Consider the following 23526-nt stretch of genomic DNA (forward strand, 5'->3'; position numbering starts at 1 on the left):
GGAAGCGCGGCCGGTGGAGCGCCTCTGCCGACCGACCGGGATGCGTGGGCCGGCGAAACCAGGTCGGTCGACAGAGGCGGTCGTGCGGCGCGCATCCATAGCGTTGGCGGCGTCGGATCGAATGCCGGACCGCGACGGGACGGCGCAGCGGAAGGCTCGTGGACGTGGACCGATACGCGGACATCCTCAACAGCGCGCTGGAGCGCGTGGCCGACCTCGGTTTCGAGCGCACCGGCGGTGAGCTGGCGAACCACGCGCCGATGGGGGCCGAGGCGATCGCCGTGCTCGGCTACTTCGACGAGGTCGCCCCGTGGATCGAGCGGTACCGCACGGGGCAGGAGCACTACGACCCGCCGGAGGGCTCGAACCGGATCGACGCGGCGGACGAGTCGTCGTGGCGATCGGCGCTGGGGTCGTTCGGGCAGGTGGGGGACTGGGAACAGCTGTTCCGGCGGGAGCTGGCCGGCGAACCGTGGCGCGCGGTGCTCGCCCGGTGGTGGCCGAGGCTGACCCCGGGGATCTTCGCCGGGATGACCCACGGCGTGATCCGCACCGCGCACGCCGTGCGCGGGCTGGCGTCCGTGGCCGAGCCGAGCAGCCTGCAGCTGGACGAGCTCGCGCGGGGCATGGCCTACTGGGCGGCTCGCTTCGTGCACCTGCCGGGACGCGTCGGCTTCGACGGCACGGCGGCGTTGTCCGACGCCATCGCGACCCTTCCGCGGCGTGGCCTGCCGGAGGCGCGCAACGTCGAGGAGTTCCAACGCGCCTGGGCCCGGATGGACCAGATCCCCGGGTACGACGCGGCGTTGCGCGCCCCGGCGCCGGCCGATCCGCAGCGGCTGCTGAGCGAGATGACCGCCGAGTTCGCGGGGGTCTTCCTCGCCCACCCCGACTTCGTCCCGGCGCCCGCGCTGGTCCACGCCGTCACCGCACCTGCCGCGGTCCGGCTCGTCCTGCCGCACCTTCCGGCGGAGCAGCACCTGCCGTCGGTGGGCGAGTTGTGGAAGATGCAGGCGGCCCTGCTGACCACGTTCTCCGTCGGGCGCAACGAGAGGGAGGCTTCGAGGACGCTGGCCGCCGAGGTCGAGACGCCCGGTTTCGGCGAGCTCGCGGCCAGGGCGGTCGAGCACGGCGACGAGCACGTCATCAAGTTCACCGAGGCATGCATGCGAGAACACGCGTTGCGGCCCGATGACCGCTACGCAGCGGCCGCCGCTTCTGCGCTGCAGCGCACGCCGCGCGGAGCTGGAGTCGCTGCCCGTCGAATCGTCACGGGCAGCTGACGGTCCGGGCTAGCCTGCGAACATGATCGTGGGACGAGCGGACGAGCTGGCTCGCATCGACGAGCTGCTGGTCGCCGCCCGGGCCGGCCGCGGCGGCGCCCTGGCGATCAGGGGCGAGGCGGGCATCGGCAAGACCGCGCTGCTCGCCCATGCCGATACCGGGGGCATGCAGGTGCTGCGCATCGCTTGCGCGGACGGCGAAGCCGAGCTGCCGCACGCCGGGCTGCACCTGCTGTTGCGGGGCCAGCGCACGGATGAGCTGCCCGCCGAGCAGGCCGGCGCGCTGCGCAGCGCCTTCGGGCTGGAACCAGCGCGTGATGCCGATCGCTTCCTGGTGGGAATGGCGGTGCTGACCCTGCTGGGGCGGTTGGCGGCGCATCGCCCGCTGTTGTGCGTGATCGACGACGCCCACTGGCTCGATGCCGCTTCCGCGGAGGCGATGCTGTTCGCCGCCCGCCGATTGGACGGCGAACGCGTCGCCGTGCTGTTCGCGGCCCGCGACTCCTTCGCTCCGGACTTCCCGGCCCCGGGAGTGCCCGAGCTGCTGCTCGGAGGGCTGGACGAGGCGGCGGCCGCCGACCTGCTCGCCGCCGACCTGCCCGACCTCGCCCGCGCCGCGATCCTGCGCGAAGCCCGGGGAAATCCGTTGGCGCTGCTGGAAATCCGGCGCACGGGCCTGGGCTACGACCCGGGTGCGCCGCCGCCGCGCCACCCGGTCCAGCGCGGCTTCGCCGCCCGGCTCGCCGAGCTGCCGCCCCGCACGCGGAACCTGCTGCTGATCGCGGCCGCCGCCGACGCCGGTGAGGCCGAAGCGGTGCTCGACGCGGCGAGCCGGCTCGATTCGTCCATAGTGGATCTCGCGCCCGCCGAGAACGCCGGGCTGATGAGGCTTTCCGGCGGGGTGTTCGTCTTCGGCCACCCGCTGATCCAGGCCACCGCTTACCAGCGCGCCGAGCTGGTCCAGCGGCTCGCTGCGCACCGCGCCCTCGCAGCCGCCTTCGCCGATCGGGCGGATCCGGGCCGCCGGGCCTGGCACCTGGCCGCCGCTACCCTCGAACCGGACGAGGACATCGCAGCGGAGCTCCAACGGATCGCGGCCGACGTGCGCGGATGCGGTGGCTACGCGGTGGCCGCCGAGCTCCACCGGCGGTCCGCCGCGCTGACGCCCGATCCGCGTCGGCGGGGCCGTCGGCTGCTCGCAGCGGCGCGGGCAGCGGCCAACGCGGGCCGGCTCCGGCTCGCTTCCGGCCTGGTGGAGGAAACCGGCAGGTTCCTCACCGACCCCGTCGATCTGGCCGAGGCGGTCGACGTGGCCGCGGTGCTCGCCCACGAACAGGGCCGCCGCCCGTACCGCGAGCTGGTCGACGCGGCGGCCGACATCGCGGCACGGGCCCCGGAGCTGGCCGGGCGCCTGCTGTTCCGCGCCGCCAAGAACGCCTGGGAATCCGGTGATCTGGCTGCCGTCGTCGACGCCGCGGGCAGCGCGGACGCGCTCGGCCGGAGCAATTCCGCGCTGGTCGGCGCGTTGGCCCGGACGGCGACCGGGTTCGGCAGGCTCACCACCGGCGGGGCTGTGGACGGGATGGCCGCGCTGCGGGAGATGCGCACCGAGCTCGGGGTGATGTCCGGTTCCCTGCGCAAGCGCGCGGTCATCGTGTGGTCGCACGTGCTGCTCGGGGACTTCCGCACCGCGCGCGAGCTCGCCACCGCGTTGGAGGCCGGCTGCCGGACGGACGGCGCGATCGGGCTGCTGCCCAACGTGCTGGCGCTCTCGGCGATGGCCAACCTGCAGCTCGGGGGTTTCCAGGAGGTGCGGAACAGCAGTGGGGAAGGGCTTCGGCTGGCCGAGGAGATGGGGCAGACCGAGGTCGCGAGCACGCTGGCGGTCGTCCTCGCGCACCTGGCGGCGCTGGAAGGGGACGACGTCCGGTGCCGGGAACTGCTCGACGCCGCGTTGCGCGCCGGCGCGCCGGCGGCCGCGATCCGGGCGACCCGCGCGCTGGCCCTCGCCGATCTCGCGGCCGGCCGACCGGAGTCCATCCTGGACCGATCCGACGACATCGCAGCCGGCTTGACCAGGATGGATGCCCGCAACGGCTTGCCGGAACTGATCGAAGCGGCGGCGCGGGTCGGGCAGCCGGAACGCGCGCAGGGCCCCTGCGACTGGTACTCGGACTGGGCGGCAAACCTCGGGCGTCCCTGGGCCGAGGCGGTCGCCCTGCGCTGCCGGGCCCTGCTCAGCGAGGGCGACGTCGCCGAACGGCAGTACGCCGCAGCCGTGCACCTGCACCGGGAGGGCGACGAGTTGCCGTTCGAGCGAGCCCGCACCGAACTGCTCTACGGCGAGTGGCTGCGCCGCCGGCACCGCCGCACCGACGCCCGGCCGCACCTCCGCTCGGCCCTGGACACCTTCGACCGCCTCGGCACCCGGCCGTGGGCGGAGCGCGCCCGCGACGAACTGCGCGCCTCCGGCGAAAGCCGCGGCGCGTCGGCCGATCCCGGGGCCCGCCTCACCCCGCAGGAACGCCAGGTCGCCCGCCTGGCCGCAACGGGTTTGACCAACCGGGACATCGCGGCCCGCCTGTTCCTCAGCCCGCGAACGGTCGGCTACCACCTGTCCAACGCCTACCCGAAGCTGGGCGTCGCCTCCCGCCTCGAACTCGCCCGCCTGCCGGGCCTTCCCGAATGACCGCGGTGCTCGTGATGACGATCACCCTGCGGATGTGGTGTGCATTTCACGATCGATGCAGCTTCCCGGAAATCCGGCCACGAGCACCCCGCCGCGTGCGGGATCATGGGTGGGGGAGTCGAGGAGTGAGGAGCGGGCCCATGCGGATTCGCGTGCTCGCCGCGGTGGTCGCCGCGGCCGCGGTGCTGTCGGGTTGCGGGCAGGACGCGCCGGTCGAGCCGAACGCGCTGCCCGGGCCGAAGCCGCACGCCCCGACCACGGCGCCGACGAGCCAGGCCCCGTCGGCCGGCAACTCGGTCGAACTCGACACCTCCCCGACCCTCGCGCGGATCAAGCAGCGGCGCCTGCTCCTGGTCGGCGTGCGGGAGGACGCGCCCCAGTTCGCCACCCGGGACGGGGCGGGCGAATACCGGGGATTCGACGTCGAAATGGCCCGTGACCTGGCGAAACGCATCGGCCTGGATCCGGCGCAGGTGCAGTTCCGGCGGCTGCCGTCGACCCTGCTGCTCGACGGCGTGGCCGCGGGCAACGTGGACGTCCTGTTCGGCGGGACCGCCGACAACCCGCAGCTGGCCCAGGTCGGGCCGTACGTGATCACCGGCAGCGAACGCTACCTCGTGGTCAAGTCCGACGACCGTAAGCTGGTCGAGGAGCTGCAGCGGATGCTCGACGAGGCGGTCGCGGACGGCAGTTGGCAACGCGCCTACGACGCGACCCTCGGCGCGGCCGGGATCCAGGCCCGGCCGGGCTCGTGACAGGGATTCCCGAAGTGCGCTGACCACCACGACGCGACCGGGTTCGGGGACGAGGCCCCGGAGCCGCCTGCTCTCCGGAAAAGGACGTGCCGATTCGTCGGCGGATGAGCAGACTCGTAGTCCACACCTCGTGCTCGTTGCCGGACATGGCCAAAGGCGGCCGTGCCCGCGGTCGAGCGCGACCCGACTTCAGTGAGGTGCCCCCAACCATGATCGACTCCGCGAGCGCTACGACCGCGGATGCCGGCCGCGAAACGACGCCACCGCGCGCCCCAGTGCTGATAGCCGTGCTGGTGGCCTCGGCGTTCGTGATGATCCTCAACGAGACGATCCTGAGCGTCGCGCTGCGCGAGCTCACCATCGATCTCAATGTCACCACCACGACGGTGCAGTGGCTGACCAGCGGCTTCCTGCTGACGATGGCCGTGGTCATCCCGACCACGGGCTTCCTGCTCGAACGCTTCACGCCGCGCCAGGTGTTCCTGGCCGCGCTGACGCTGTTCAGCGTGGGCACGCTGCTCAGCGCGCTCGCCCCGGGCTTCGCGGTCCTGCTGGTCGGGCGCGTCGTGCAGGCGTGCGGCACAGCGGTGATGATCCCGCTGCTGATGACCTCGGTGATGCGCCTCGTGCCGCAGGAGAAGCGCGGCGCGACGATGGGCACGATCAGCATCGTCATCGCCGTCGCGCCCGCGGTGGGGCCGACGATCGGCGGCGCGGTGCTGGCCTCGCTGGGCTGGCGCTGGATGTTCTGGATCGTGCTGCCGCTGGCGGTGCTCGCGCTGGTCATGGGCGCGGTCTGGATGCGGTTGGACACCGAAACGCGGTCGGTGCCGCTGGACCTGCCCTCGGTCGTGCTGTCGGCCATCGGCTTCGGCGGCGTCCTCTACGGGCTGTCCTCCATCGGGGAGTCCAGCGGTGAGCCGCACCTGGTGGCGCCGTGGATCCCGATCGCGGTCGGCGCCGTCTCGCTCGCCGCGTTCGTGGCGCGCCAGGTCCGCCTGCAGCGCGACGACCGGGCCCTGCTCGACCTGCGCCCGTTCACCAACCGCGCGTTCTTGGTGGCCCTGGTCCTGAGCATCCTGCTGTTCATCTGCCTGCTGGGCGCCGGGGCGATCCTGCTGCCGATGTACCTGCAGGCCGTCCTGCACGCCAGCACCTTCGTCAGCGGGCTGGCCGTGCTCCCCGGTGGGCTGGTCCTCGGCCTGCTCGGGCGTCCGGTGGGCCGGCTGTTCGACCGCGTGGGCGCCCGGCCGCTGGTGATCCCCGGGGCGCTGGCGATGGCGTTGTCGTTGTGCCTGTTCGCCGCCCTTGGACCGGGTTCGCCGGTGATCGCGGTGGTCGGCATCCACATCGTGCTCATGGCCGGGCTCGGGCTGATGATGACTCCGCTGATGACCGAGTCCCTCAGCGTGCTGCCCGATCACCTCTACTCGCACGGCAGCGCGATCCTGGCGACCCTCCAGCAGGTCGCGGGTGCGTTCGGCATCGCGGTGTTCATCACCATCGCCTCCGTGTCGACCACCGACCCCTCCGGCGCGCCCGACGCGGTCGGCCTGCGCACGGCGTTCATCGCCGCCGCCTGCATCGGCGTGCTCGCGTTCGTCGCGTCGCTGTTCCTCCACCGAGCGCCGAAGCCTGCTCCCGCGGATCGCGAGGAGGCGCAGGAGGAAAGCCGAGCGATGTCCAAGCCGTGACGCTCGCCGTGTCCGGCCGGTGACTACCGGCCGGACACGGCTCACCGCTACCGGGCCGCCGTCGGGATGGCTGCGTCGAGCAGCGATTCCGCGGCGGCTCTCGCGTATCGGCCGCAGCCGGCATCGTTGAGCACCATCGAACGGCTGGCGGCGCCGTCGGCGAGGATCGCGAGCTGTTCGACCAGAACCGCGGGTTCGGCGACCCCGAGCGCGCCCACCAGCTCGGCCAGCCGGTCGGCGAGCCGCCGCTTCTGCTCGGCCGCGTACCGGTGCACCGGGCTCCGCGGGTCCGGGAACTCGGCCGCCGCGTCGATGAAGGGGCAGCCCCGGATCGGGCCGTCGCCCTCGTCCGGCACCGCGAACAGCGCGAGGAGCCGCTCCCGCGGGGCGAGATCTTCGCGCTCCAGCACGGATTCCATCGTGCGCCCGGACTCCACGAGGTGCCGGAGGTAGCCCACGACCAGCTCGTCCTTGGTGGGGAAGTGCGCGTACAAGGTGCGCTTGGAGACCGGGGCGGCGGCCGCCACCTGTTCCATGCCCGTCGCGATGATCCCCTGGCTCTCGAAGAGCGCGGTGGCCGCGGCGATGATGCGCTCGCGCCCGCCCCGGCCTCGGCGGCGCTGGACCGTCTGTTGCTCACCCACCCGCAAAGTGTACACATCCGTTTACTTAAAGCGGGTTCTGCGTGGTAGCCTCACGACGCGTTATGTAAACGCTTCCGTTTACTGCGATCGAAGGGTTGAGCCTTGGTGGGCACCACGATGCGGAACTACTCGCCCGATCACGTCGAGGAGCTGATCCGCGGCCGACGAGCCGTCCGCTCCTTCCGGCCGGATCCGGTCCCGGACGCGACGATGCGCGCCGTCTTCTCGCTGGCGAGCGCGGCTCCGTCGAACTCCAACACCCAGCCCTGGAGCGTCGAAGTCGTCAGCGGGGCGGCGCGCGACCGGCTGAGCGATGCGCTGCTGGCCGCGCACGCGCAGCAACGCCTCTCCGTGGACTTCCCGTTCCGGGAGGATCTCTACGACGAGGTGCACCAGCGGCGGCGCAAGGACTTCGGCGAAGCGATGTACGGGGCGCTCGGCATCGGTCGCGAAGACCGGGAAGCCCGCGACGCCTACAACGCGGAGAGTTTGCGGTTCTACGGCGCACCGCACGTCGCGTTGGTGTTCGCACCGTCCAATGCGGACGCACGGATGGCTGCGGACGTGGGCATGTACGGGCAGACGCTGCTCCTGGCGATGACGGCGTACGGGATCGCCAGCTGCCCGCAGGGTTTGCTGGGCTTCTACGGGGACGCGATTCGCGAGTCGCTGGAAATCCGTGGCGGCAAGGTGCTTTTCGGCGTCTCCTTCGGATACGCCCGCGAATCCGCTCCGGTGAACCACATCGCGGTCGGCCGCGCGGAACTCGGCGAGACGACGAGGTTCCGCGCGTAGCCGCCGGCCGGATCAGGTGGCGGTGCGCCGGGCTTCGGCGAGGCGCTGCAGGCCGTCCAGCTGCCACTCCAGGTGCTGCTCGGAGGACACCACGTCGGCCAGGCAGTCCGGTTCGCCGAGCCACCGGATGTAGTGCGGGTACTTGCCTTCCGCCCTGATCCGCTCCAGGTAGGGGTGCGCCGCCTCGGCGAGCTGGGCATCGGACACCAGTCCGGTCCGCTCCCGCATCGCGCGTTCTTCCAGCAGCGCGAGCCCGGACTTCAGGGCCTGTCCGAGCACCGTGTTGACGAAGGTGATGCGGGTCGCGGCGTCCAGGTCCAGCTCGTCGACGGCGGCGAGGGCCGCGTCGTAGAGGCGCAGCGCGTTCGGTCCCAGCGGTGGCCGGCTGAACGACATCCGCGCGAACCAGGGGTGCCGCTGCACCGCCGCCCATGCGGAGCGGCCCATTTCGCGCAGGCAGGCCCGCCAGTCGCCGGGCGGCGGGACGGTGATCTCGCCGTAGACCTCGTCGACCATCAGGTCCGTCAGGCCGTCCTTGCTGCCGACGTAGCGGTACAGCGCCATCGGGCTGCGCGTGCCGAGGCGGCTCGCGATCGCCCGCATCGTGATCTCGCCGGTCGGGCTTTCGTCGGCGAGCGCGATCGCTGCGGCGACGATCCGCTCGCGGCTGAGCTGCGTGGTGGCCGGCGGGGGCGGCGGCTCGTCGAACCAGACCAGGCCGCCCGGAGGTTTCGCAGAAGTCATTTGCCTCGGATACTAACCTGCGTGTACAACGTACATCGTGAATGTACAACGTACACAGACTGAGGTGCTGATCGCCGGCGGTGGACTCGTCGGGCTGACGACGGCGTTGGTGCTGCGCCACCACGGCGTGGACGTGACGCTCGTCGAGAAGCGCGCGACGACCTCGCCGCAGCCCAAGGCGCGCCGCTTCCACGTGCGCAGCCTGGAGATCTTCCGGGAACTGGGGCTGGCCGAGACCGTCCACGAGGCCGCGCGAGGGCTCGCCGACCACGACTGCATGGCCACCGGGCGGACCCTGGCGGAGGCCGAGCAGTTGCCGCCGTGGCGGCCGTCCGGGTCGGGCGAGTCGATGGACGTCAGCCCGGAGCTGCCCTGCCTGGTGGCGCAGAACGTCCTTGAGCCGGTGCTGCGCCGGGCGGCCCAGGACGCGGGTGCGGACATCCGGTTCTCGACCGCTCTCGCGTCATTCGAGCAGGACGCCGATGGAGTCGTCGCCGAGCTCGCGGGCTCCCGGCTGCACGCGGCGTACCTGGTCGCCGCCGACGGGGCGCGCAGCCCGGTGCGCTCGGCGCTGGGCATCGGCCGCTCCGGGCGCGGCGCCATCGGCGAGGACAACGTGAACGTCTACTTCCGCGCCGATCTCGCGGATGTCGTGCGCGGCCGGGAGTTCAACATCTGCCAGATCCAGCACCCCGACGCGCCCGGCGGGCTGGCCTCGGTGGACGGCCGGCTGGACTGGGTGTTCATGACCCCGGGCGGCGAAGTCGACCGCGACTGGCCGGCGCTGCTGCGCACCGCGCTCGGCGTGCCCGCGCCGGACCTCGAAGTCATGAGCGTGCTGCCCTGGCGGCCCGAGATGCTCGTCGCCGACCACTACTCGTCGGGGCGGGTGCACTTGGCCGGCGACGCTGCGCACGTCATGCCCCCGTACGCCGCGGTCGGTGCCAACACCGGCATCGCCGACGCGCACAACCTCGGCTGGAAGCTCGCAGCGGTGCTCTCCGGCGCTGCGGCGCCGTCGCTGCTGGACAGCTACGACGCGGAGCGCCGTCCGGCGGGCTGGTTCGCCGCGGACCAGTCGAGCAGGCGCTCGACGGACCTGACGGCCGCCCCCGATCCCACGCTGGCGCATCCGTTCGTGCTGGCGGCGGGCGGGTTCCAGTACTCGGCCGGGGCGATCTCCGGAGGCCTGGCGGAGGGCGGAGAGGTGGAACCGGTCACCGAGTTCGCGCCGGCCGGGCGGGTCGGCACCCGGGTCCCGCACCGCTGGCTGGACGCCGCCCGCACCAAGTCCACAGTGGACCTCGCAGGTCCCGGGTGGGCGCTGGCCGTGGCCGACGATCCGCAACGCTGGCAGTCCGCCGGGATCCCGGTCCACCGCCTCGACGTCGACTTCCTGCGAGCGGGCGAGGGCGTCCTGATCCGCCCCGACGACGTGGTCGCCTGGCGCGGTACCGACCCCACCGCGCCCGCGAACGTCCTGGAGAAGCTGCTCCGCGCCTGAGAAGCGAAGGGCGCCTCCGACCGGCCCGGTCGAAGGCGCCCTCCACTCGGTGCGGTGCTCAGTCGCCTGCCGTGGCCTCCGCCAGCGGCTTGGCGGCCGGAGCGAGCTGCCTGGTCTTCTTGGTCCGGCGGTTGCGCCGGTCCAGGTACGTGGCGAACCACGTGAGCAGCAGGCACATCGTGATGTAGATCGCCGCCACCACCAGGCTGACCGGGATGATCGGGCGGTCCAGCGTGGGGATGCCGCCGAGGTAGCGGGCGTAGTACAGCAGCTCCTGGTAGGTGATCAGGAAGCCGAGCGCGCTGTCCTTGAGCAGCACCACGAGCTGGCTGATGATCGCGGGCAGCATCATCCGGATCGCCTGCGGCAGCACCACGGTCCGCATGACCTGGTTCTTGCGCATCCCGATCGAGTACGCGGCCTCGCTCTGCCCCTTGGGGAGCGCGGCGACGCCGGCCCGGAACACCTCGGCCAGCACCGAACCGTTGTAGAGCGTCAGGCCGAGCACGACCGACCAGTACTGGCCGAAGTTCACGCCCAGCCCCGGCGCCGCGTAGTACAGGAAGAAGATCAGGATGACCAGCGGGATCGCGCGGAAGACCTCCACGATCGCCGCGCACGGCACCCGGATCCAGGCGTGGTCGGAGAGCCGGCCGAGCGCGAAGACCGCGCCGAACGCCAGCGCGAGCACGGCGCCCATGAGGAACGCGCGGACGGTGTTCCACAGCGCCCCGAACAGTTCCAGCTGGATCTGCTCGTAGAGCAGCCATTCCCACTTGCTCGCGTCGAACTGCCCCGTCTCGTAGAAGCGGAACACCACGTAGCCGAGCAGGCCCAGCACCACGACGGTGCTGACGACGCTGATGAGCCGGTTGCGCATGCGGGCGCGCGGTCCGGGGGTGTCGAACAGGACGCTGCTCATCGGGCCACGCTCCACCGCTTCTCGAAGCTCCGCTGGACCAGGGTCAGCGGGATGACCAGGATCATGAAGCCGACTGCGATCCAGATGAATGCGTTCAGCGTCGGCTCACCCTGCTCGTTGAGGTAGGGGATGACCGAGCCGACCTCGGCCACGCTGAACCCGGCCGCGACGGTCGTGTTCTTCAGCAGCGCGATCAGCACGCTGACCAGCGGCGGGACCACGGCGCGGAAGGCTTGGGGAAGGATCACGTTGGTCAGCGACTGGGCGAACCCGAGCCCGATGGAGCGCGCCGCCTCGGCCTGCCCGACCGGCACCGTGTTGATCCCCGCCCGCAACACCTCGCAGACGAACGCGGAGGTGTAGATGGTCAGGGCGATCACCGCGGCGGTGAAGAACGGGAACTGGATCAGCTCCAGCTTGGGGTAGGCGAAGACGAAGAAGAAGAAGATCAGCGTCAGCGGCGTGTTGCGGAGCAGGGTCACGTAGCCGGCGCCGGCCGCCCGCAGCGCGGGGACGGGGCTGACCCGCAGCGTCGCCAGGATCGTGCCCAGCACCAGCGAACCGGCGGCCGCCAGCAGGAAGAGCTCGATCGTCTGCAGGAAACCCCTGGCGAGGACGTCGCCGTACTCCACCAAGATGTCGATCAATGAGTACTCCTGAAGTAATCGGATGCCCAGGGCGCGGTCCGGCCCTGGGCATCCGATGACGGGATCAGTAGCGGTCCACCTTGGGCGGCTCGGCGGGCGAGCCGGACTTGCCGAGGGTGGCGTCGTAGACGCGCTTCCACTCTCCGTTGGTCGCGGCCTGCTCCAGGATGTCGTTGATCTTGTTGCGCAGGGCGCTGTCGTCGTGCGCGAGGCCGACGCCGTAGGGCTCCTCGGAGAACGGCTTGCCGACGACCTTCAGCTTGTCCGGGTCCTGCGCGGCGTAGCCCTTGAGGATGGCGTCGTCCGTGGTGACCGCCTCGACCTGGCGGTCGAGCAGCTGCTGGACGCACTCCGAGTAGCGCTGGAACTCGACGATGTTCTGCGGCTCGGTGAGCTGGTCCTGCTTGACCCGCTGGATCGGCGTCGAGCCGGTCGCGGAGCAGACCTTCTTGCCCTTGATCGACTCCTTGCCGGTGATGTCGGTGTTGTCCGAGCGGACCAGCAGGTCCTGCCCGGCCATGAAGTACGGCCCGGCGAAGCTGATCTGCTCCTTGCGCTTGTCGTTGATCGTGTAGGTGCCGACGTAGTAGTCGACCTCACCGGTGGAGATCGCCTGCTCGCGCGCGGTGGACGGGATCGGCTTGTAGTCGATCTGCGTGTTCGGGTCGAACCCGAGCTGCGCGGCGATCAGCCGGGCGACCTCGATGTCGAAACCGGAGTACTGGTTGGTGACCGGGTCGCGGAAGCCCAGGCCCGGCTGGTCCTCCTTGACGCCGATCGTGACGCGGCCCTTCTGCTTCATCCGGTCGAACGTCGGAGAGCCCTGGACCTGCACGTTCTGGGCGACGTCCTGCTGGACCTGCGGTTCGCCGCCGCCGGGACCGCCTTCGCGCCCGCAACCGGTCAGCGCCAGCGCCAGCGACGCCGCCAGCACCGTCACCAGCCGCATTTTCTTGGCTCGCATTTCGTCTCGCTGCCTCTCTGTGCAGTGGTCGGTCAGTGGGTGAGGATCTTGCCGAGGAAGTCCTTGGCGCGGTCGCTCTTCGGCGCGCCGAAGAACGACCCCGGTTCGGCGTCCTCGACGACCTCGCCGTCGGCCATGAAGAGCACGCGGTGCGCGGCGCGGCGCGCGAAACCCATCTCGTGGGTGACGACCACCATCGTCATGCCCTCGGCGGCGAGGCCGGTCATGACCTCCAGGACCTCGTTGACCATCTCCGGGTCCAGCGCCGAGGTCGGCTCGTCGAACAGCATCACCTTCGGCTTCATCGCCAGCGCGCGAGCGATCGCCGCGCGCTGCTGCTGCCCACCGGAGAGCTGCGCCGGGTACTTGTCGGCCTGGTCGGCGATGCCGACGCGCTCCAGCAGCTCCATGGCGGTTTCCCGAGCGGCGTCCTTGGCCTGCTTGCGCACCTTGATCGGACCCAGCGTGACGTTCTCCAGGATCGTCTTGTGGGCGAAGAGGTTGAACTGCTGGAAAACCATGCCGACGTCGGCGCGCAGTTCGGCCAGGGAGCGGCCCTCGGCGGGCAGCGGAACCCCGTCGATCTCGATGCGGCCGGAATCGATCGGTTCCAGTCGGTTGATCGCGCGGCACAGCGTCGACTTGCCCGAGCCCGACGGCCCGAGCACGACGACGACCTGCCCTCGAGGCACCTCGAGATCGATCGCCCGCAGCACGTGCAAGGAACCGAAGTACTTGTCGACCGCGGACATCCGGATCATCGGGGAGTCCGTGGAAGCTGCGGCCATTCGTTCTCCTGAACGCATCGGAATTGGATTCGTTGGCCGAAACTTAAGCCTCTGCTGGGGGATAGTCCAGACAGAACGGGCCAGGTGAGATTGCAACTCGGTTACGCTCCGAAGTCGCCAGTCGTGAGTGGTACCTCACTTGCAGTAGTCGCGTCGCGCGCGCCGAGGCCGCCGGGCGGGTGAATCTGCGATCTGACCAGGCGCTACCGTGGAACGGTGAGCACGAGGACCTACGAGATCCGAACCTTCGGCTGCCAGATGAACGTGCACGACTCCGAGCGGCTCGCCGGCATGCTGGAGGACGCCGGGTACGTGCGCGCGGATTCAGATGCCGCTGACGTGGTCGTGTTCAACACCTGCGCGGTCCGCGAGAACGCCGACAACCGCCTCTACGGCACTCTCGGTCACATGCGGCCGGCCAAGGACCGCAACCCGGACATGCAGATCGCCGTCGGCGGCTGCCTGGCGCAGAAGGACCGCGACACGATCGTCAAGCGGGCCCCGTGGGTGGACGTCGTGTTCGGCACGCACAACCTCGGCTCGCTGCCGACCCTGCTGGAACGCGCCCGGCACAACCACGAGGCCGAGGTCGAGATCCTCGAGTCGCTGGACGTCTTCCCGTCCACGCTGCCCGCGCGCCGCGAGTCGGCCTACTCGGGCTGGGTATCGGTCTCGGTCGGCTGCAACAACACCTGCACGTTCTGCATCGTGCCCGCGCTGCGCGGCAAGGAGAAGGACCGCCGCCCCGGCGAGATCCTGGCCGAGGTGCAGGCGCTGGTGTCCGAAGGCGTGCTCGAAGTGACGCTGCTGGGCCAGAACGTCAACGCCTACGGCGTCGAGTTCGGGGACCGCTTCGCGTTCGGCAAGCTGCTGCGCTCCTGCGGGGAGATCGAAGGGCTGGAGCGGGTCCGCTTCACCTCGCCGCACCCGCGCGACTTCACCGACGACGTGATCGAGGCGATGGCCGGGACTCCGAACGTGTGCCCGCAGCTGCACATGCCGCTGCAGTCCGGCTCGGACCGGATCCTCAAGGCGATGCGCCGCTCCTACCGCTCCGAGCGGTACCTGAACATCGTGCGGAACGTGCGCGAGGCGATGCCGGACGCGGCGATCACCACCGACATCATCGTGGGCTTCCCCGGCGAGACCGAGGAGGACTTCGAGCAGACGCTGGAGGTCGTGCGGCAGGCGCGGTTCTCCAGCGCGTTCACCTTCCAGTACTCCAAGCGGCCCGGCACGCCCGCCGCGGACATGCCCGACCAGCTGCCGAAGGAGGTCGTGCAGCAGCGCTACGACCGGCTGATCGAGCTGCAGAACGAGATCTCCTGGGACGAGAACAAGAAGCTGGTCGGCCGCCCGGTGGAACTGCTGGTCGCCGAGGGCGAGGGCCGCAAGGACTCGGAGACCCACCGGCTCTCCGGCCGGGCCCGCGACGGGCGCCTGGTGCACTTCACGCCGACCGGCGCCATCGACGGCGAGATCCGGCCCGGCGACGTCGTGCACACCACGATCTCCCGCGCCGCACCGCACCACCTGGTCGCGGACGCGGACATCACCGGACACCGGCGAACCACCGCCGGCGATCACTGGGAGGCGGGCGTGCGGCCCAAGACCTCCGGAGTCAGCCTCGGGCTGCCGTCGTTCGGAACCCCGCCGCCGCAGCCCGTCGAACAGCAGGGATGTGCGTGTTGAGCAAGCCGGAAGGTGCGGACGAGCCGCGCCGCGAGCTGACCAAGTCGGAGCGCGAGGTCCTGCGCCGCATCGACCCCGGCTCGCGCGCGCTGGTGATCGCGTCGGTGATGCTCGTGCTCGTCCTGTGCTCGCTGTTGCCTTGGGCCGGCGATGCCGCGGGCTGGCAGGTGCTGATGGGGCAGACGGACCCGGCGCTCAAGGTCGGCCTGCTGCCGCGGCTGTTCGCGATCAACTCGACGATCGTCGGGATCGGCCTGGGCGCCCTGGCGCTGATCACCCGGCGGTGGATCGTCGCGTTCCTGGCCGGGCTCGCCGGCGTGGTGGTGACCTTCGAAGGCGTGATCGCGATCTGGTCGCGTCAGACCAGCGGCGTGGAGAGCCCGTCGATCGGCCTGCTGCTCGCGGTGGCCTGCATGGCGATCCTGGCGGTCCAGTGGATGCGGATCGTCTGGTCCCGCTCCTGACCAGCCCGTCCCGGCACCAGAAATTCCCAAGTTTAGGCAAAATTGGAGATCGCTCGGTGCGGGGCGGGTGTTCCAATTTTAGGCAGAATTGGAATTCTCTCCGGCCCGCCGGACCGGGGCTCCGAGCCGGGACCCGGTGATCGTCGGGCACGTAGCCTCGGCGGCATGTCACGAGACCTCGCCTGGGACGGCGGCTACAACATCCGCGATCTCGGCGGGCTGCCCGCCGCGGCGGGCAGCAAGATCCGCCGGGGCGCGGTCGTGCGCTCCGCCAGTCCGGCGTTCCTGACCGAAGCGGGCTGGGCGCAGCTGTGGGAGCACGGCGTCCGAACCGTCGTGGACCTGACCGACGACGGCGAGTCGTTGCCCGAGACCGCGGCGAGGCCACCGGGGCTGAACAGCCTGAAGATGCCGCTGAACCCGGTGCACGACACCGAGTTCTGGGGGAACTGGGGCAACCGGCTGCACGGCACGCCGCTGTACTACCGGCCGTTCCTCGACCGCTTCCCGGACCGCACGGCCAAGGTCGTCAGCGCGATCGCGCGCGCCGAACCCGGCGGGGTGCTCGTGCACTGCACCGCGGGCCGCGACCGCACCGGGATCATCGCGCTGGTGCTGCTCGCGTTCGCGGGGGTTGCGGCCAACGACATCGTTGCCGACCACCAGCTCAGCCACGACCGGCTGCGGCCGATGTTCCACCGGCTCGGCAAGCCCGACCAGGAACCGTTCATCGACGAAGCGCTCGCCGAACACGGCACCACCAAGCACGAGGTCCTGCACTCGGCGCTCGACGCCTTCGACGCCGAGCAGCACCTGCGCGCCGGCGGCTGCGCCGACGCCGACCTCGACGCCCTCCGGGCGAGGCTGCTCGCGCCGCCCGCCTGACGGCGCGAGCGAAACGCCTACCGGCTGGCGATCGCGTGCTCCGCAGCCTCCAGCCACTCGCGCCACTGCGCGGCCTGCGCCTCCGCCTGCTTCGCACGGCGTTCGTCGCCCGCTGTGCGGGCCTTCTCGGCCTGCGCCTCGAACTGCTCCACCCGGTCGCGGAACTGGTCGACGCGGGCCTGCGCCTCCGGGTCGGTGCGCCGCCACTGCGCGTCGGCTGCCGACCGCACCCGGTCGGCGACCGTGCGCAGCTTGCCTTCCAGCTCCCGCATCCGCTCCCGCGGCACCTTGCCGATCTCGTCCCAACGCTCCTGGATCCGCTGCAGGTGGGCCTGCGCGGACTTGAGGTCGGCGGACGGATCGATCTGGTCGGCCTCGACGAGCAGCTCTTCCTTCAGCTTGGCGTTCGCGGCGAATTCGGCGTCGCGTTCGGAGAACGCCTCCGAGCGGCGGCTGAAGAACCGGTCCTGCGCGGCGCGGAAGCGCTGCCACAACGCCTCGTCGCTGTCCTTCGGGGCGCGGCCGGCGGCCTTCCAGTCGGCCATCAGCTGCTTGTAGCGGTTGGCGGTCTCGCCCCAGTCGTTGGACTCGGTCAGCGATTCGGCTTCCTCGACCAGATCCTGCTTGTGCGCCTTGGACGCCGCGCGCTGCCGGTCGAGCTCGGCGAAGTGCGAGCCCCGGCGGCGGCTGAAGGCGTCCCGCGCCTTCGAGAACCTGCGCCACAGCTGCTCGTCGGTCTTGCGGTCGACGCCGCGGATCTTCTTCCACTCGTCGAGGATCTGGCGCAGCCGGTCACCGGCGCTCTTCCAGTGCGTGGATTCGGTGGCGATCTCCTCGGCCTCGACGACCAGCGCCTCCTTGCGCGCGATCGCGTCCGCCCGGGCGCGTTCCTTCTCGTGCTTCGCGCCCTCTACGGCCTGCTCGGCACGCGCCAGCAGGTGCTCGATCCGGGCGGTCAACGCCGCCAGGTCACCGATCACCGCGGCTTCGGTCAGCGACTCGTGCAGGTGCTTCGCGCTGGTCAGGGTGTGCTTCGGCTCGCCGGCGTGGGTGCCCAGCCTGGTCTCCAGCAGTTCGACCTCGGTGAGCAGGTCGTCGAACTTGCGCGCGTAGAGGGCCAGGCCCTCGGCCGCATCACCGGCTTGCCAGGAACCGATCGCGCGCTCACCGTCGGGGGTGCGGACGTACACCGTGCCATCGGCGTCCACCCGCCCCCACTTGGTGGGATCTGCGGAAGCGGTCGGTACCGCCGGCGCAGCCGTGGGTGACCCGGTGGTGCTGGTGGTCGAGTCCGCGGCCGCCTTGTTGGCGACTGCCTCGGGGGTCGTGTCCTGGTGCGTCATGGCCGGCTTCCTCCTTGCGTGCCCGCTCCGATGCCCGTGTCCGGCACGGGCGCCCCGCATCGGCGGGGCCCAGCAAGCGTCGACCCGAACCGTTCGGTGGTCCGGCCGCCGCTGGCGCATTCAAACAGGTCAGGGCGCGAATCGGTACTCCGTCGCGGAATCGGTTCGCCGATGGATCGGCGCGCCGCGCGACGTGTTGACCGGGCCGGGCACGTGACCTGCACGGGTTCATTGTCATCAGGCACCGGTTCGGTCGCAGCGGGCAGGGGCGGGAAACCCGCGCCGTGTCCTGCCGCCGGTTGCGACTCCCTGCTCCAGTCAACTCGCCCGTGACCTCTACCGTGCACAGGTGTGATCACCCGTGTCGCTGTGGTGCCCTACCCGCCGTTGCTGGTTCCCGAACTGACCGTGCGGGCCGACCCGGAAACCGCTCGCCTACGGGGCGCCTGTCTGCGCGCCGTGTCCAGTCTGACTGAATCTGCCGCCGAATGGGTGGCCCTTGGCGTAGATCAGTCGGGACCGGTGGTGCTCGGGCCGGACGCGGCGGGCACGTTCGCTGGCTTCGGCGTCGACGTCCCGGTGACGCTCGGCGGCGCCGGTACCCCGGATCCGCGGCTGCCGCTGCCTGCGCTGATCGCGGGCCTGTTGCGCGAGCAAGCAGGGGCGCGGACGGTCACGACGCACCTGCTGGCGCCGGATGCACCGGCCGAGGAATGCCAACGGCTCGGCACCGAGCTGGCGGCGGAAGACGTCGGCCTCCTGGTGCTCGCCGACGGCACCAATCGCTCCGACGAGCGTTCGCCGTACCCGCCGGACGAGCGCGCCAAGCCGGTCGACGAGCAGATCCGCGCCGCGCTGGCCGATGTGGACACGAACGCGCTGCTCGCGCTGGAGCCGGAGCTGTGCGCAGAGCTGGGCGTCGCGGGTCGGGCCGCGCTCCAGGTCCTGCCCGGGGTCGTAACGGCCACCGGCGGAACCTGGCGCGGCGAACTGCTGTACTCGGCCACCCCGTTCGGCGTCACCTACCACGTCGCCACCTGGACCCGCACGGCCTGAACAGGTGTTGCCGCTGGTCACCACCCGTGAGTGCTTCGGGGTGCCATAGCGCCCCGAAGCACTCACGCCCTTGGCCGACCGGTCCGGGGCCGGCGGACCGCTGTGCGGCAGGCCCGGCAGGCGCTTCTAAGGTCGAGGGGTGCAGTCCCTTTCGCATCTGGTGGCGATCGTCGGTCCCACCGCCACCGGCAAGTCGGACCTCGGCATCGAGCTCGCCGCGGCGTTCGACGGCGAGGTGATCAACGCCGACGCCATGCAGCTCTACCGCGGGATGGACATCGGCACGGCCAAGCTGCCGCAGGCGGAGCGCCGCGGCATCCCGCACCACCTGCTGGACGTCCTCGACGTCACCGAGACCGCCTCCGTGGCGGCCTACCAGGAGCAGGCGCGCAGCGCCGTCGAAGACGTCCTCGCCCGCGGCCGGACGCCGGTACTGGTGGGCGGCTCCGGCCTCTACGTGCAGGCGGTCGTCGACGACCTGTCGTTCCCCGGCACGGACGCCCAGGTGCGGGACAAGTACGAGCAGGAGCTGGCGAGGGTCGGCCCGGACGAGCTGCACCGGCGGCTGCGGGAGCTCGACCCGGTGGCCGCGGAGGCCATCCTGACCAGCAACGGTCGCCGCATCGTCCGGGCGCTGGAGGTCATCGAGATCACCGGTCGGCCGTTCTCGGCGAACCTGCCCAAGCCCGGACCGCCCCGCTACGGCGCGGCGCTGATCGGCCTGGACCGCCCGGTCGAGGACCTGGACGATCGCGTCGACCGGCGCGTCACCAGCATGTTCGACGCCGGGCTGGTCGACGAGGTCCGGCAGCTCGAAACGCTCGGACTCCGGCGAGGCCGCACCGCCAGCCGCGCGCTCGGCTACCAGCAGGTGCTCGCCGAGCTCGACGGGGCGGGCGACATGGCCGCCGCCGCGGCCGAGACCGCGAAGCTCACCCGCCGCTTCGTCCGGCGGCAGCGCTCCTGGTTCCGCCGGGACGGGCGGATCCACTGGTTCGACGCCGCCGCCCCGACCCTGGCCACCGACGTCCGAGCGCTGCTGACCTCGGGCACGGCTGAGCGTCAAGAGCCGTCCGGGCGAACGTAGACTGGCCCCGTGCATTCCTCCCAGGGCCCCGAGTTCGTCAAGGGCCACGGCACCCAGAACGACTTCGTCATCCTGCCCGACCCGGACGGCGAGCTCGCCCTCACCGACGAGCGGGTCCAGGCGCTGTGCGACCCGCGCCGAGGGTTGGGCGCGGACGGCGTCCTGCGGGTGATCCGCGCAGGTGCGCTGGAGGACGCCCCAGCCGACGTGCCGGCCGACGTGTGGTTCATGGACTACCGCAACGCCGACGGCTCGATCGCCGAGATGTGCGGCAACGGCGTGCGGGTGTTCGCCCGCTACCTCGTCGACGCAGGGCTGGCCGCCCCCGGTGAGCTGCCGGTGGGCACGCGCGCGGGCGTTCGACCGGTCCGGATCCACGACGACGGCCGGGTCACGGTCGACATGGGCCCGGCCAAGGTCTTCGGCGAGTCCACCACCAGCGCCTCCGGCCACTCCTTCGCGGGAGTCGCGGTGGACGTCGGCAACCCGCACCTGGCCTGCGTGGGCGACGTGGACCTCGCCGAGCTCGATCTGAAGACGGCGCCGCCGCACGACCACCACCTCTTCCCGCACGGCGTGAACGTCGAGTTCGTCCGGCCGCTCGAGGGCGACCACATCCAGATGCGCGTGCACGAGCGCGGGGTCGGCGAAACCCGCTCCTGCGGCACCGGCACGGTCGCCGCCACGGTCGCGGCCCTGCGCGCGGCCGGCGCGGAAACCGGGCGCCGGGTGGTCCACGTCCCGGGAGGTACCGTCGAGGTGGAGGTCACCGCGGCGTCCTCCACGCTCACCGGCCCAGCCGTGCTGGTGGCGCGCGGGAACCTCGATCCCACCTGGTGGCAGCGGCCGTAGGTGGGCGTCACAACAGTGCAAACGGGTAATGGCGGGCGCGACACGTGAAAATCGGTCGCGGACCGTGGGACAATGGCCTTGATATGAAAAATTCCCTGACCTGGTCCGCCGAGCCCGACCGCGACGCGGTCGAACCCGACGAATACGACCCCATCCTCACTGCGGAACCCTCCACGGGCGAGATGGAGCGCGCTGAACGTGCGTCGCTGCGGCGGATCGCCGGGCTGTCCACCGAGCTCGCGGACATCACCGAGGTCGAATACCGCCAGCTCCGCCTGGAACGCGTGGTGCTGGTCGGAGTCTGGACCGACGGCGACGCGGCGCACGCCGACGCGTCGCTGGACGAGCTGGCGCGGCTCGCCGAGACCGCCGGCTCGCAGGTGCTGGAAGGCATCATCCAGCGCCGCGATCGCCCGGACCCCGGCACCTACGTCGGCTCCGGCAAGGTCCGCGAGCTGCGCGACATCGTCGTCGCCACCGGGGCGGACACCGTCATCTGCGACGGTGAGCTCTCGCCCGGCCAGCTGCGGCAGCTGGAGGAGAAGCTCAAGGTCAAGGTGGTCGACCGGACCGCCCTGATCCTGGACATCTTCGCCCAGCACGCCCGGTCCAAGGAGGGCAAGGCGCAAGTCGAGCTCGCCCAGCTCCAGTACTTCCTGCCGCGCCTGCGCGGTTGGGGTGAGGCGATGTCCCGGCAGGCCGGTGGCCGGGCCGGCGCGAACGGCGGCGTCGGCACCCGTGGTCCCGGTGAGACCAAGCTGGAGACCGACCGGCGGCGCATCCACAAGCGCATCGCCAAGCTCCGCAAGGAACTCGCCGCCATGCGCACGGTGCGCGGCACCAAGCGCGGTCGGCGCGAATCCAACGAGGTCCCGAGCGTGGCCATCGCCGGTTACACCAACGCCGGGAAGTCCAGCCTGCTCAACGCGTTGACGGGCGCCGGGGTGCTGGTGGAGGACGCGCTGTTCGCCACCCTGGACCCGACGACCCGCAGGGCGGGCACGCCGGACGGCCGCGAATACACGCTGACCGACACGGTCGGTTTCGTCCGGCACCTGCCGCACCAGCTGGTCGAGGCGTTCCGCTCGACCCTCGAAGAGGTCGGCGGTGCGGACCTGCTGGTGCACGTCGTGGATGGCTCCGAGGTCTCGCCGCACGAGCAGGTCGCCGCGGTGCGCGAGGTGCTGAACGAGATCTCCGAGGACCACGAGACGGCGATGCCGCCGGAACTGCTGGTCGTCAACAAGATCGACTCGGTCGACGCCACCCGGATGGCCGAGCTTCGGCGGCTGTTGCCCGCCGCGGTGTTCGTCTCCGCGCGAAGTGGCAAGGGCATCGAGGAGCTGCGCGAGGCCATCGCCGAGCGGCTGCCCCGGCCCGACGTCTTCGTCGACGCGCTGGTGCCGTACACCCGCGGCGAACTCGTGGCGCGGGTGCACGCGGACGGCGAAGTGGTCGACGAGGAGCACACCCCGGAGGGCACCAGGATCCGCGCGAAGGTCCGGCCGGACCTGGCCAGCGCGCTCCAGCCGTTCGTGGGAATCGGGTGAGCACTGCCGGTGCGGGTGGTGCGGCTGCCGCCGCGCTGCTGCTGTCGGTGGCGTCGGGCGTGGTTCCGGCCGCCGCCGCTGAGCAGTCGCTCGCACCGGTCGACAAGTGCCGTGTCGGGGACAAGCGCCTAGCCGAGCTGTCCGGCCTCGCGTCGGACGGTTCCGCCTGGTACGCGATCAGCGATGGTGGCAGCTCGCTGCGGGTGTTCGTGCTCGACCCGGCCGATTGCTCGGTCCGCGGACTCCGGACGGCCTCCAACGATCCGTACGACGTCGAAGACCTCGCGTTGGGGCCCGACGGATCGCTCTGGCTGGCCGACACCGGGGACAACCGCCGCCGCCGGGACAACATCGGATTGCACGTGATGCCGCCGGGCGGCGGCGCGACGCTGTACCACCTCACCTACCCGGACGGGCCGCACGACGCGGAAGCGCTGCTGCTCGACCGGACCGGCGTGCCGCACATCGTCACGAAGGAACCGCTGGGTGTTGCCGGGGTCTACCGCCCGAGCGCGCCCTTGGCAGCGGACCGCACCGTGCCGCTGGAGCGGGTCGGTTCGATCTCGCTGCGCTCCACGCAAACACCGGGCGGTCCGGTGCGCGGCGCGTTCGGTTCGGTGCTGGTGACGGGCGGCTCCGTGAGCCACGACGGCACGATGGTCGCCATCCGCACCTACACCGAGGCGTACGTGTACAACGCGCCGGACGGCGACCTGGTCGCGGCGTTCCAGCGCGAACCGCTGCGCATCCCGTTGCCGAACGAGCAGCAGGGTGAGGCGATCGCTTGGGACCCGGACGGTGCGTTGCTGTCCGGGTCCGAAGGAAACCAGCCGGTCCGCCACATCCCCGGAGTCGCGGCGGCCGCGCGAACGTCCGGTGCGCAGGGCGAAGACACTGCGGCTCCGCCGCCGGGCGGCGACGCGGACCAGGCTCAGCCGCCGGCCGCCCCGAGCGGTGCCGGGATGTCCACGGGGCAGGCCCTGCTCCTCGCGGCCGCGCTGTCCGGACTGCTCATCTTCGTGACCCGTCGGCTGCGCCGCCGCGGCGGCTAGTACCGCCGACCCGAGCGCCCTTCGCGGGCGCTTCCAGCAATTGCGGAGTGGCCACCGGCGTGCGCTCGCCGTCGCGGCTGCGGGATTCGCCGGCTCATGTCGAGACCGGGAATCCC

At 71.4% G+C, this 23526-nt stretch carries 21 protein-coding genes; 14 read left to right on the plus strand and 7 right to left on the minus strand.

Annotated elements, in window-relative coordinates; all coding sequences use genetic code 11:
* Window positions 1-158: 158 nt before the first annotated feature.
* The 4 genes from AC07EQ_RS07835 (at window position 159) to AC07EQ_RS07850 (ending at window position 6421) form a co-directional block, all read left to right on the plus strand.
* Window positions 159-1283: a questin oxidase family protein gene (locus tag AC07EQ_RS07835; protein ID WP_478387247.1), complete on the plus strand. Its 1125-nt coding sequence runs from the start codon at window positions 159-161 to the stop codon at window positions 1281-1283.
* Window positions 1284-1305: 22 nt separating this feature from the next.
* Window positions 1306-3972: a helix-turn-helix transcriptional regulator gene (locus tag AC07EQ_RS07840; protein WP_478387249.1), complete on the plus strand. Its 2667-nt coding sequence runs from the start codon at window positions 1306-1308 to the stop codon at window positions 3970-3972.
* Between the two features lie 140 nt (window positions 3973-4112).
* Window positions 4113-4727: a transporter substrate-binding domain-containing protein gene (locus AC07EQ_RS07845; RefSeq protein ID WP_478387251.1), complete on the plus strand. Its 615-nt coding sequence runs from the start codon at window positions 4113-4115 to the stop codon at window positions 4725-4727.
* A 209-nt stretch (window positions 4728-4936) separates the two neighbouring features.
* Window positions 4937-6421, plus strand: coding sequence for a DHA2 family efflux MFS transporter permease subunit (locus tag AC07EQ_RS07850; protein ID WP_478387253.1), 1485 nt, complete (start codon window positions 4937-4939; stop codon window positions 6419-6421).
* A gap of 47 nt (window positions 6422-6468) precedes the next feature.
* Here AC07EQ_RS07850 and AC07EQ_RS07855 read toward each other — a convergent pair whose 3' ends face one another.
* Window positions 6469-7065: a TetR/AcrR family transcriptional regulator gene (locus AC07EQ_RS07855; protein WP_478387255.1), complete on the minus strand. Its 597-nt coding sequence runs from the start codon at window positions 7063-7065 to the stop codon at window positions 6469-6471.
* Window positions 7066-7182: 117 nt separating this feature from the next.
* Between AC07EQ_RS07855 and AC07EQ_RS07860 the strand changes: the two genes are divergently transcribed.
* On the plus strand, window positions 7183-7860 hold the full coding sequence (locus tag AC07EQ_RS07860; protein ID WP_478387257.1) for a nitroreductase: 678 nt from the start codon (window positions 7183-7185) through the stop codon (window positions 7858-7860).
* Window positions 7861-7872: 12 nt separating this feature from the next.
* Here AC07EQ_RS07860 and AC07EQ_RS07865 read toward each other — a convergent pair whose 3' ends face one another.
* Window positions 7873-8604, minus strand: coding sequence for a TetR/AcrR family transcriptional regulator (locus AC07EQ_RS07865; RefSeq protein WP_478387259.1), 732 nt, complete (start codon window positions 8602-8604; stop codon window positions 7873-7875).
* A 64-nt stretch (window positions 8605-8668) separates the two neighbouring features.
* On the opposite strand from AC07EQ_RS07865, the gene AC07EQ_RS07870 reads away from it, so the two are divergent.
* On the plus strand, window positions 8669-10108 hold the full coding sequence (locus AC07EQ_RS07870) for an FAD-dependent monooxygenase (protein WP_478387260.1): 1440 nt from the start codon (window positions 8669-8671) through the stop codon (window positions 10106-10108).
* Between the two features lie 58 nt (window positions 10109-10166).
* Here the strand turns inward: AC07EQ_RS07870 and AC07EQ_RS07875 are convergent, their stop codons facing one another.
* The 4 genes from AC07EQ_RS07875 to AC07EQ_RS07890 all read right to left on the minus strand — a co-directional run bounded on the left by AC07EQ_RS07875 (window position 10167) and on the right by AC07EQ_RS07890 (window position 13402).
* Window positions 10167-11030 (minus strand): amino acid ABC transporter permease, encoded by an 864-nt coding sequence (locus AC07EQ_RS07875; RefSeq protein WP_478387261.1) that lies wholly within the window; start codon window positions 11028-11030, stop codon window positions 10167-10169.
* Window positions 11027-11674, minus strand: a complete 648-nt coding sequence (locus tag AC07EQ_RS07880) for an amino acid ABC transporter permease (RefSeq protein ID WP_478387453.1) — start codon at window positions 11672-11674, stop codon at window positions 11027-11029. The genes AC07EQ_RS07875 and AC07EQ_RS07880 overlap by 4 nt, the downstream gene beginning before the upstream one ends.
* A 67-nt stretch (window positions 11675-11741) precedes the next feature.
* Window positions 11742-12641, minus strand: coding sequence for a glutamate ABC transporter substrate-binding protein (locus AC07EQ_RS07885; protein ID WP_478387262.1), 900 nt, complete (start codon window positions 12639-12641; stop codon window positions 11742-11744).
* Between the two features lie 32 nt (window positions 12642-12673).
* Window positions 12674-13402: an amino acid ABC transporter ATP-binding protein gene (locus AC07EQ_RS07890; protein WP_478387454.1), complete on the minus strand. Its 729-nt coding sequence runs from the start codon at window positions 13400-13402 to the stop codon at window positions 12674-12676.
* 243 nt (window positions 13403-13645) lie between these two features.
* Between AC07EQ_RS07890 and miaB the strand changes: the two genes are divergently transcribed.
* From miaB to AC07EQ_RS07905, 3 genes are all read left to right on the plus strand, one after another.
* Window positions 13646-15121 (plus strand): tRNA (N6-isopentenyl adenosine(37)-C2)-methylthiotransferase MiaB, encoded by a 1476-nt coding sequence (gene miaB / locus AC07EQ_RS07895; RefSeq protein WP_478387263.1) that lies wholly within the window; start codon window positions 13646-13648, stop codon window positions 15119-15121.
* The gene (locus AC07EQ_RS07900; RefSeq protein ID WP_478387264.1) at window positions 15109-15585 is read left to right on the plus strand and encodes an Rv2732c family membrane protein; all 477 of its coding nucleotides are present in this window, start codon (window positions 15109-15111) and stop codon (window positions 15583-15585) included. The genes miaB and AC07EQ_RS07900 overlap by 13 nt, the downstream gene beginning before the upstream one ends.
* Before the next feature lie 165 nt (window positions 15586-15750).
* Window positions 15751-16470, plus strand: a complete 720-nt coding sequence (locus AC07EQ_RS07905; RefSeq protein WP_478387265.1) for a tyrosine-protein phosphatase — start codon at window positions 15751-15753, stop codon at window positions 16468-16470.
* Window positions 16471-16487: 17 nt separating this feature from the next.
* Here AC07EQ_RS07905 and AC07EQ_RS07910 read toward each other — a convergent pair whose 3' ends face one another.
* Window positions 16488-17813, minus strand: coding sequence for a DUF349 domain-containing protein (locus AC07EQ_RS07910; protein WP_478387266.1), 1326 nt, complete (start codon window positions 17811-17813; stop codon window positions 16488-16490).
* A 351-nt stretch (window positions 17814-18164) separates the two neighbouring features.
* Between AC07EQ_RS07910 and AC07EQ_RS07915 the strand changes: the two genes are divergently transcribed.
* The 5 genes from AC07EQ_RS07915 (at window position 18165) to AC07EQ_RS07935 (ending at window position 23410) form a co-directional block, all read left to right on the plus strand.
* Window positions 18165-18869, plus strand: a complete 705-nt coding sequence (locus AC07EQ_RS07915) for a class III extradiol ring-cleavage dioxygenase family protein (protein WP_478387267.1) — start codon at window positions 18165-18167, stop codon at window positions 18867-18869.
* Window positions 18870-19008: 139 nt separating this feature from the next.
* Complete coding sequence (miaA, locus tag AC07EQ_RS07920) at window positions 19009-19956, plus strand: tRNA (adenosine(37)-N6)-dimethylallyltransferase MiaA (RefSeq protein WP_478387268.1); 948 nt, start codon at window positions 19009-19011, stop codon at window positions 19954-19956.
* Window positions 19957-19965: 9 nt separating this feature from the next.
* Window positions 19966-20808: a diaminopimelate epimerase gene (dapF, locus tag AC07EQ_RS07925; protein WP_478387269.1), complete on the plus strand. Its 843-nt coding sequence runs from the start codon at window positions 19966-19968 to the stop codon at window positions 20806-20808.
* 182 nt (window positions 20809-20990) lie between these two features.
* Window positions 20991-22358 (plus strand): GTPase HflX, encoded by a 1368-nt coding sequence (hflX, locus tag AC07EQ_RS07930; protein WP_478387455.1) that lies wholly within the window; start codon window positions 20991-20993, stop codon window positions 22356-22358.
* Window positions 22355-23410: a hypothetical protein gene (locus AC07EQ_RS07935; protein ID WP_478387270.1), complete on the plus strand. Its 1056-nt coding sequence runs from the start codon at window positions 22355-22357 to the stop codon at window positions 23408-23410. Before hflX ends, AC07EQ_RS07935 begins: the two co-directional genes overlap by 4 nt.
* Window positions 23411-23526 lie beyond the last annotated feature (116 nt).

This window comes from Saccharopolyspora sp. NPDC045839 (assembly GCF_056431645.1).

Bases quoted from the DNA above. Each gene is read 5' to 3' on its own strand.
- AC07EQ_RS07840 (WP_478387249.1), top strand. From the start codon at position 1,306: ATGATCGTGGGACGAGCGGACGAGCTGGCTCGCATCGACGAGCTGCTG.
- AC07EQ_RS07845 (WP_478387251.1), top strand. From the start codon at position 4,113: ATGCGGATTCGCGTGCTCGCCGCGGTGGTCGCCGCGGCCGCGGTGCTG.
- AC07EQ_RS07850 (WP_478387253.1), top strand. From the start codon at position 4,937: ATGATCGACTCCGCGAGCGCTACGACCGCGGATGCCGGCCGCGAAACG.
- AC07EQ_RS07860 (WP_478387257.1), top strand. From the start codon at position 7,183: ATGCGGAACTACTCGCCCGATCACGTCGAGGAGCTGATCCGCGGCCGA.
- AC07EQ_RS07865 (WP_478387259.1), bottom strand. From the start codon at position 8,604: ATGACTTCTGCGAAACCTCCGGGCGGCCTGGTCTGGTTCGACGAGCCG.
- AC07EQ_RS07875 (WP_478387261.1), bottom strand. From the start codon at position 11,030: ATGAGCAGCGTCCTGTTCGACACCCCCGGACCGCGCGCCCGCATGCGC.
- AC07EQ_RS07885 (WP_478387262.1), bottom strand. From the start codon at position 12,641: ATGCGAGCCAAGAAAATGCGGCTGGTGACGGTGCTGGCGGCGTCGCTG.
- AC07EQ_RS07890 (WP_478387454.1), bottom strand. From the start codon at position 13,402: ATGATCCGGATGTCCGCGGTCGACAAGTACTTCGGTTCCTTGCACGTG.
- AC07EQ_RS07900 (WP_478387264.1), top strand. From the start codon at position 15,109: ATGTGCGTGTTGAGCAAGCCGGAAGGTGCGGACGAGCCGCGCCGCGAG.
- AC07EQ_RS07905 (WP_478387265.1), top strand. From the start codon at position 15,751: ATGTCACGAGACCTCGCCTGGGACGGCGGCTACAACATCCGCGATCTC.
- AC07EQ_RS07910 (WP_478387266.1), bottom strand. From the start codon at position 17,813: ATGACGCACCAGGACACGACCCCCGAGGCAGTCGCCAACAAGGCGGCC.
- hflX (WP_478387455.1), top strand. From the start codon at position 20,991: ATGGAGCGCGCTGAACGTGCGTCGCTGCGGCGGATCGCCGGGCTGTCC.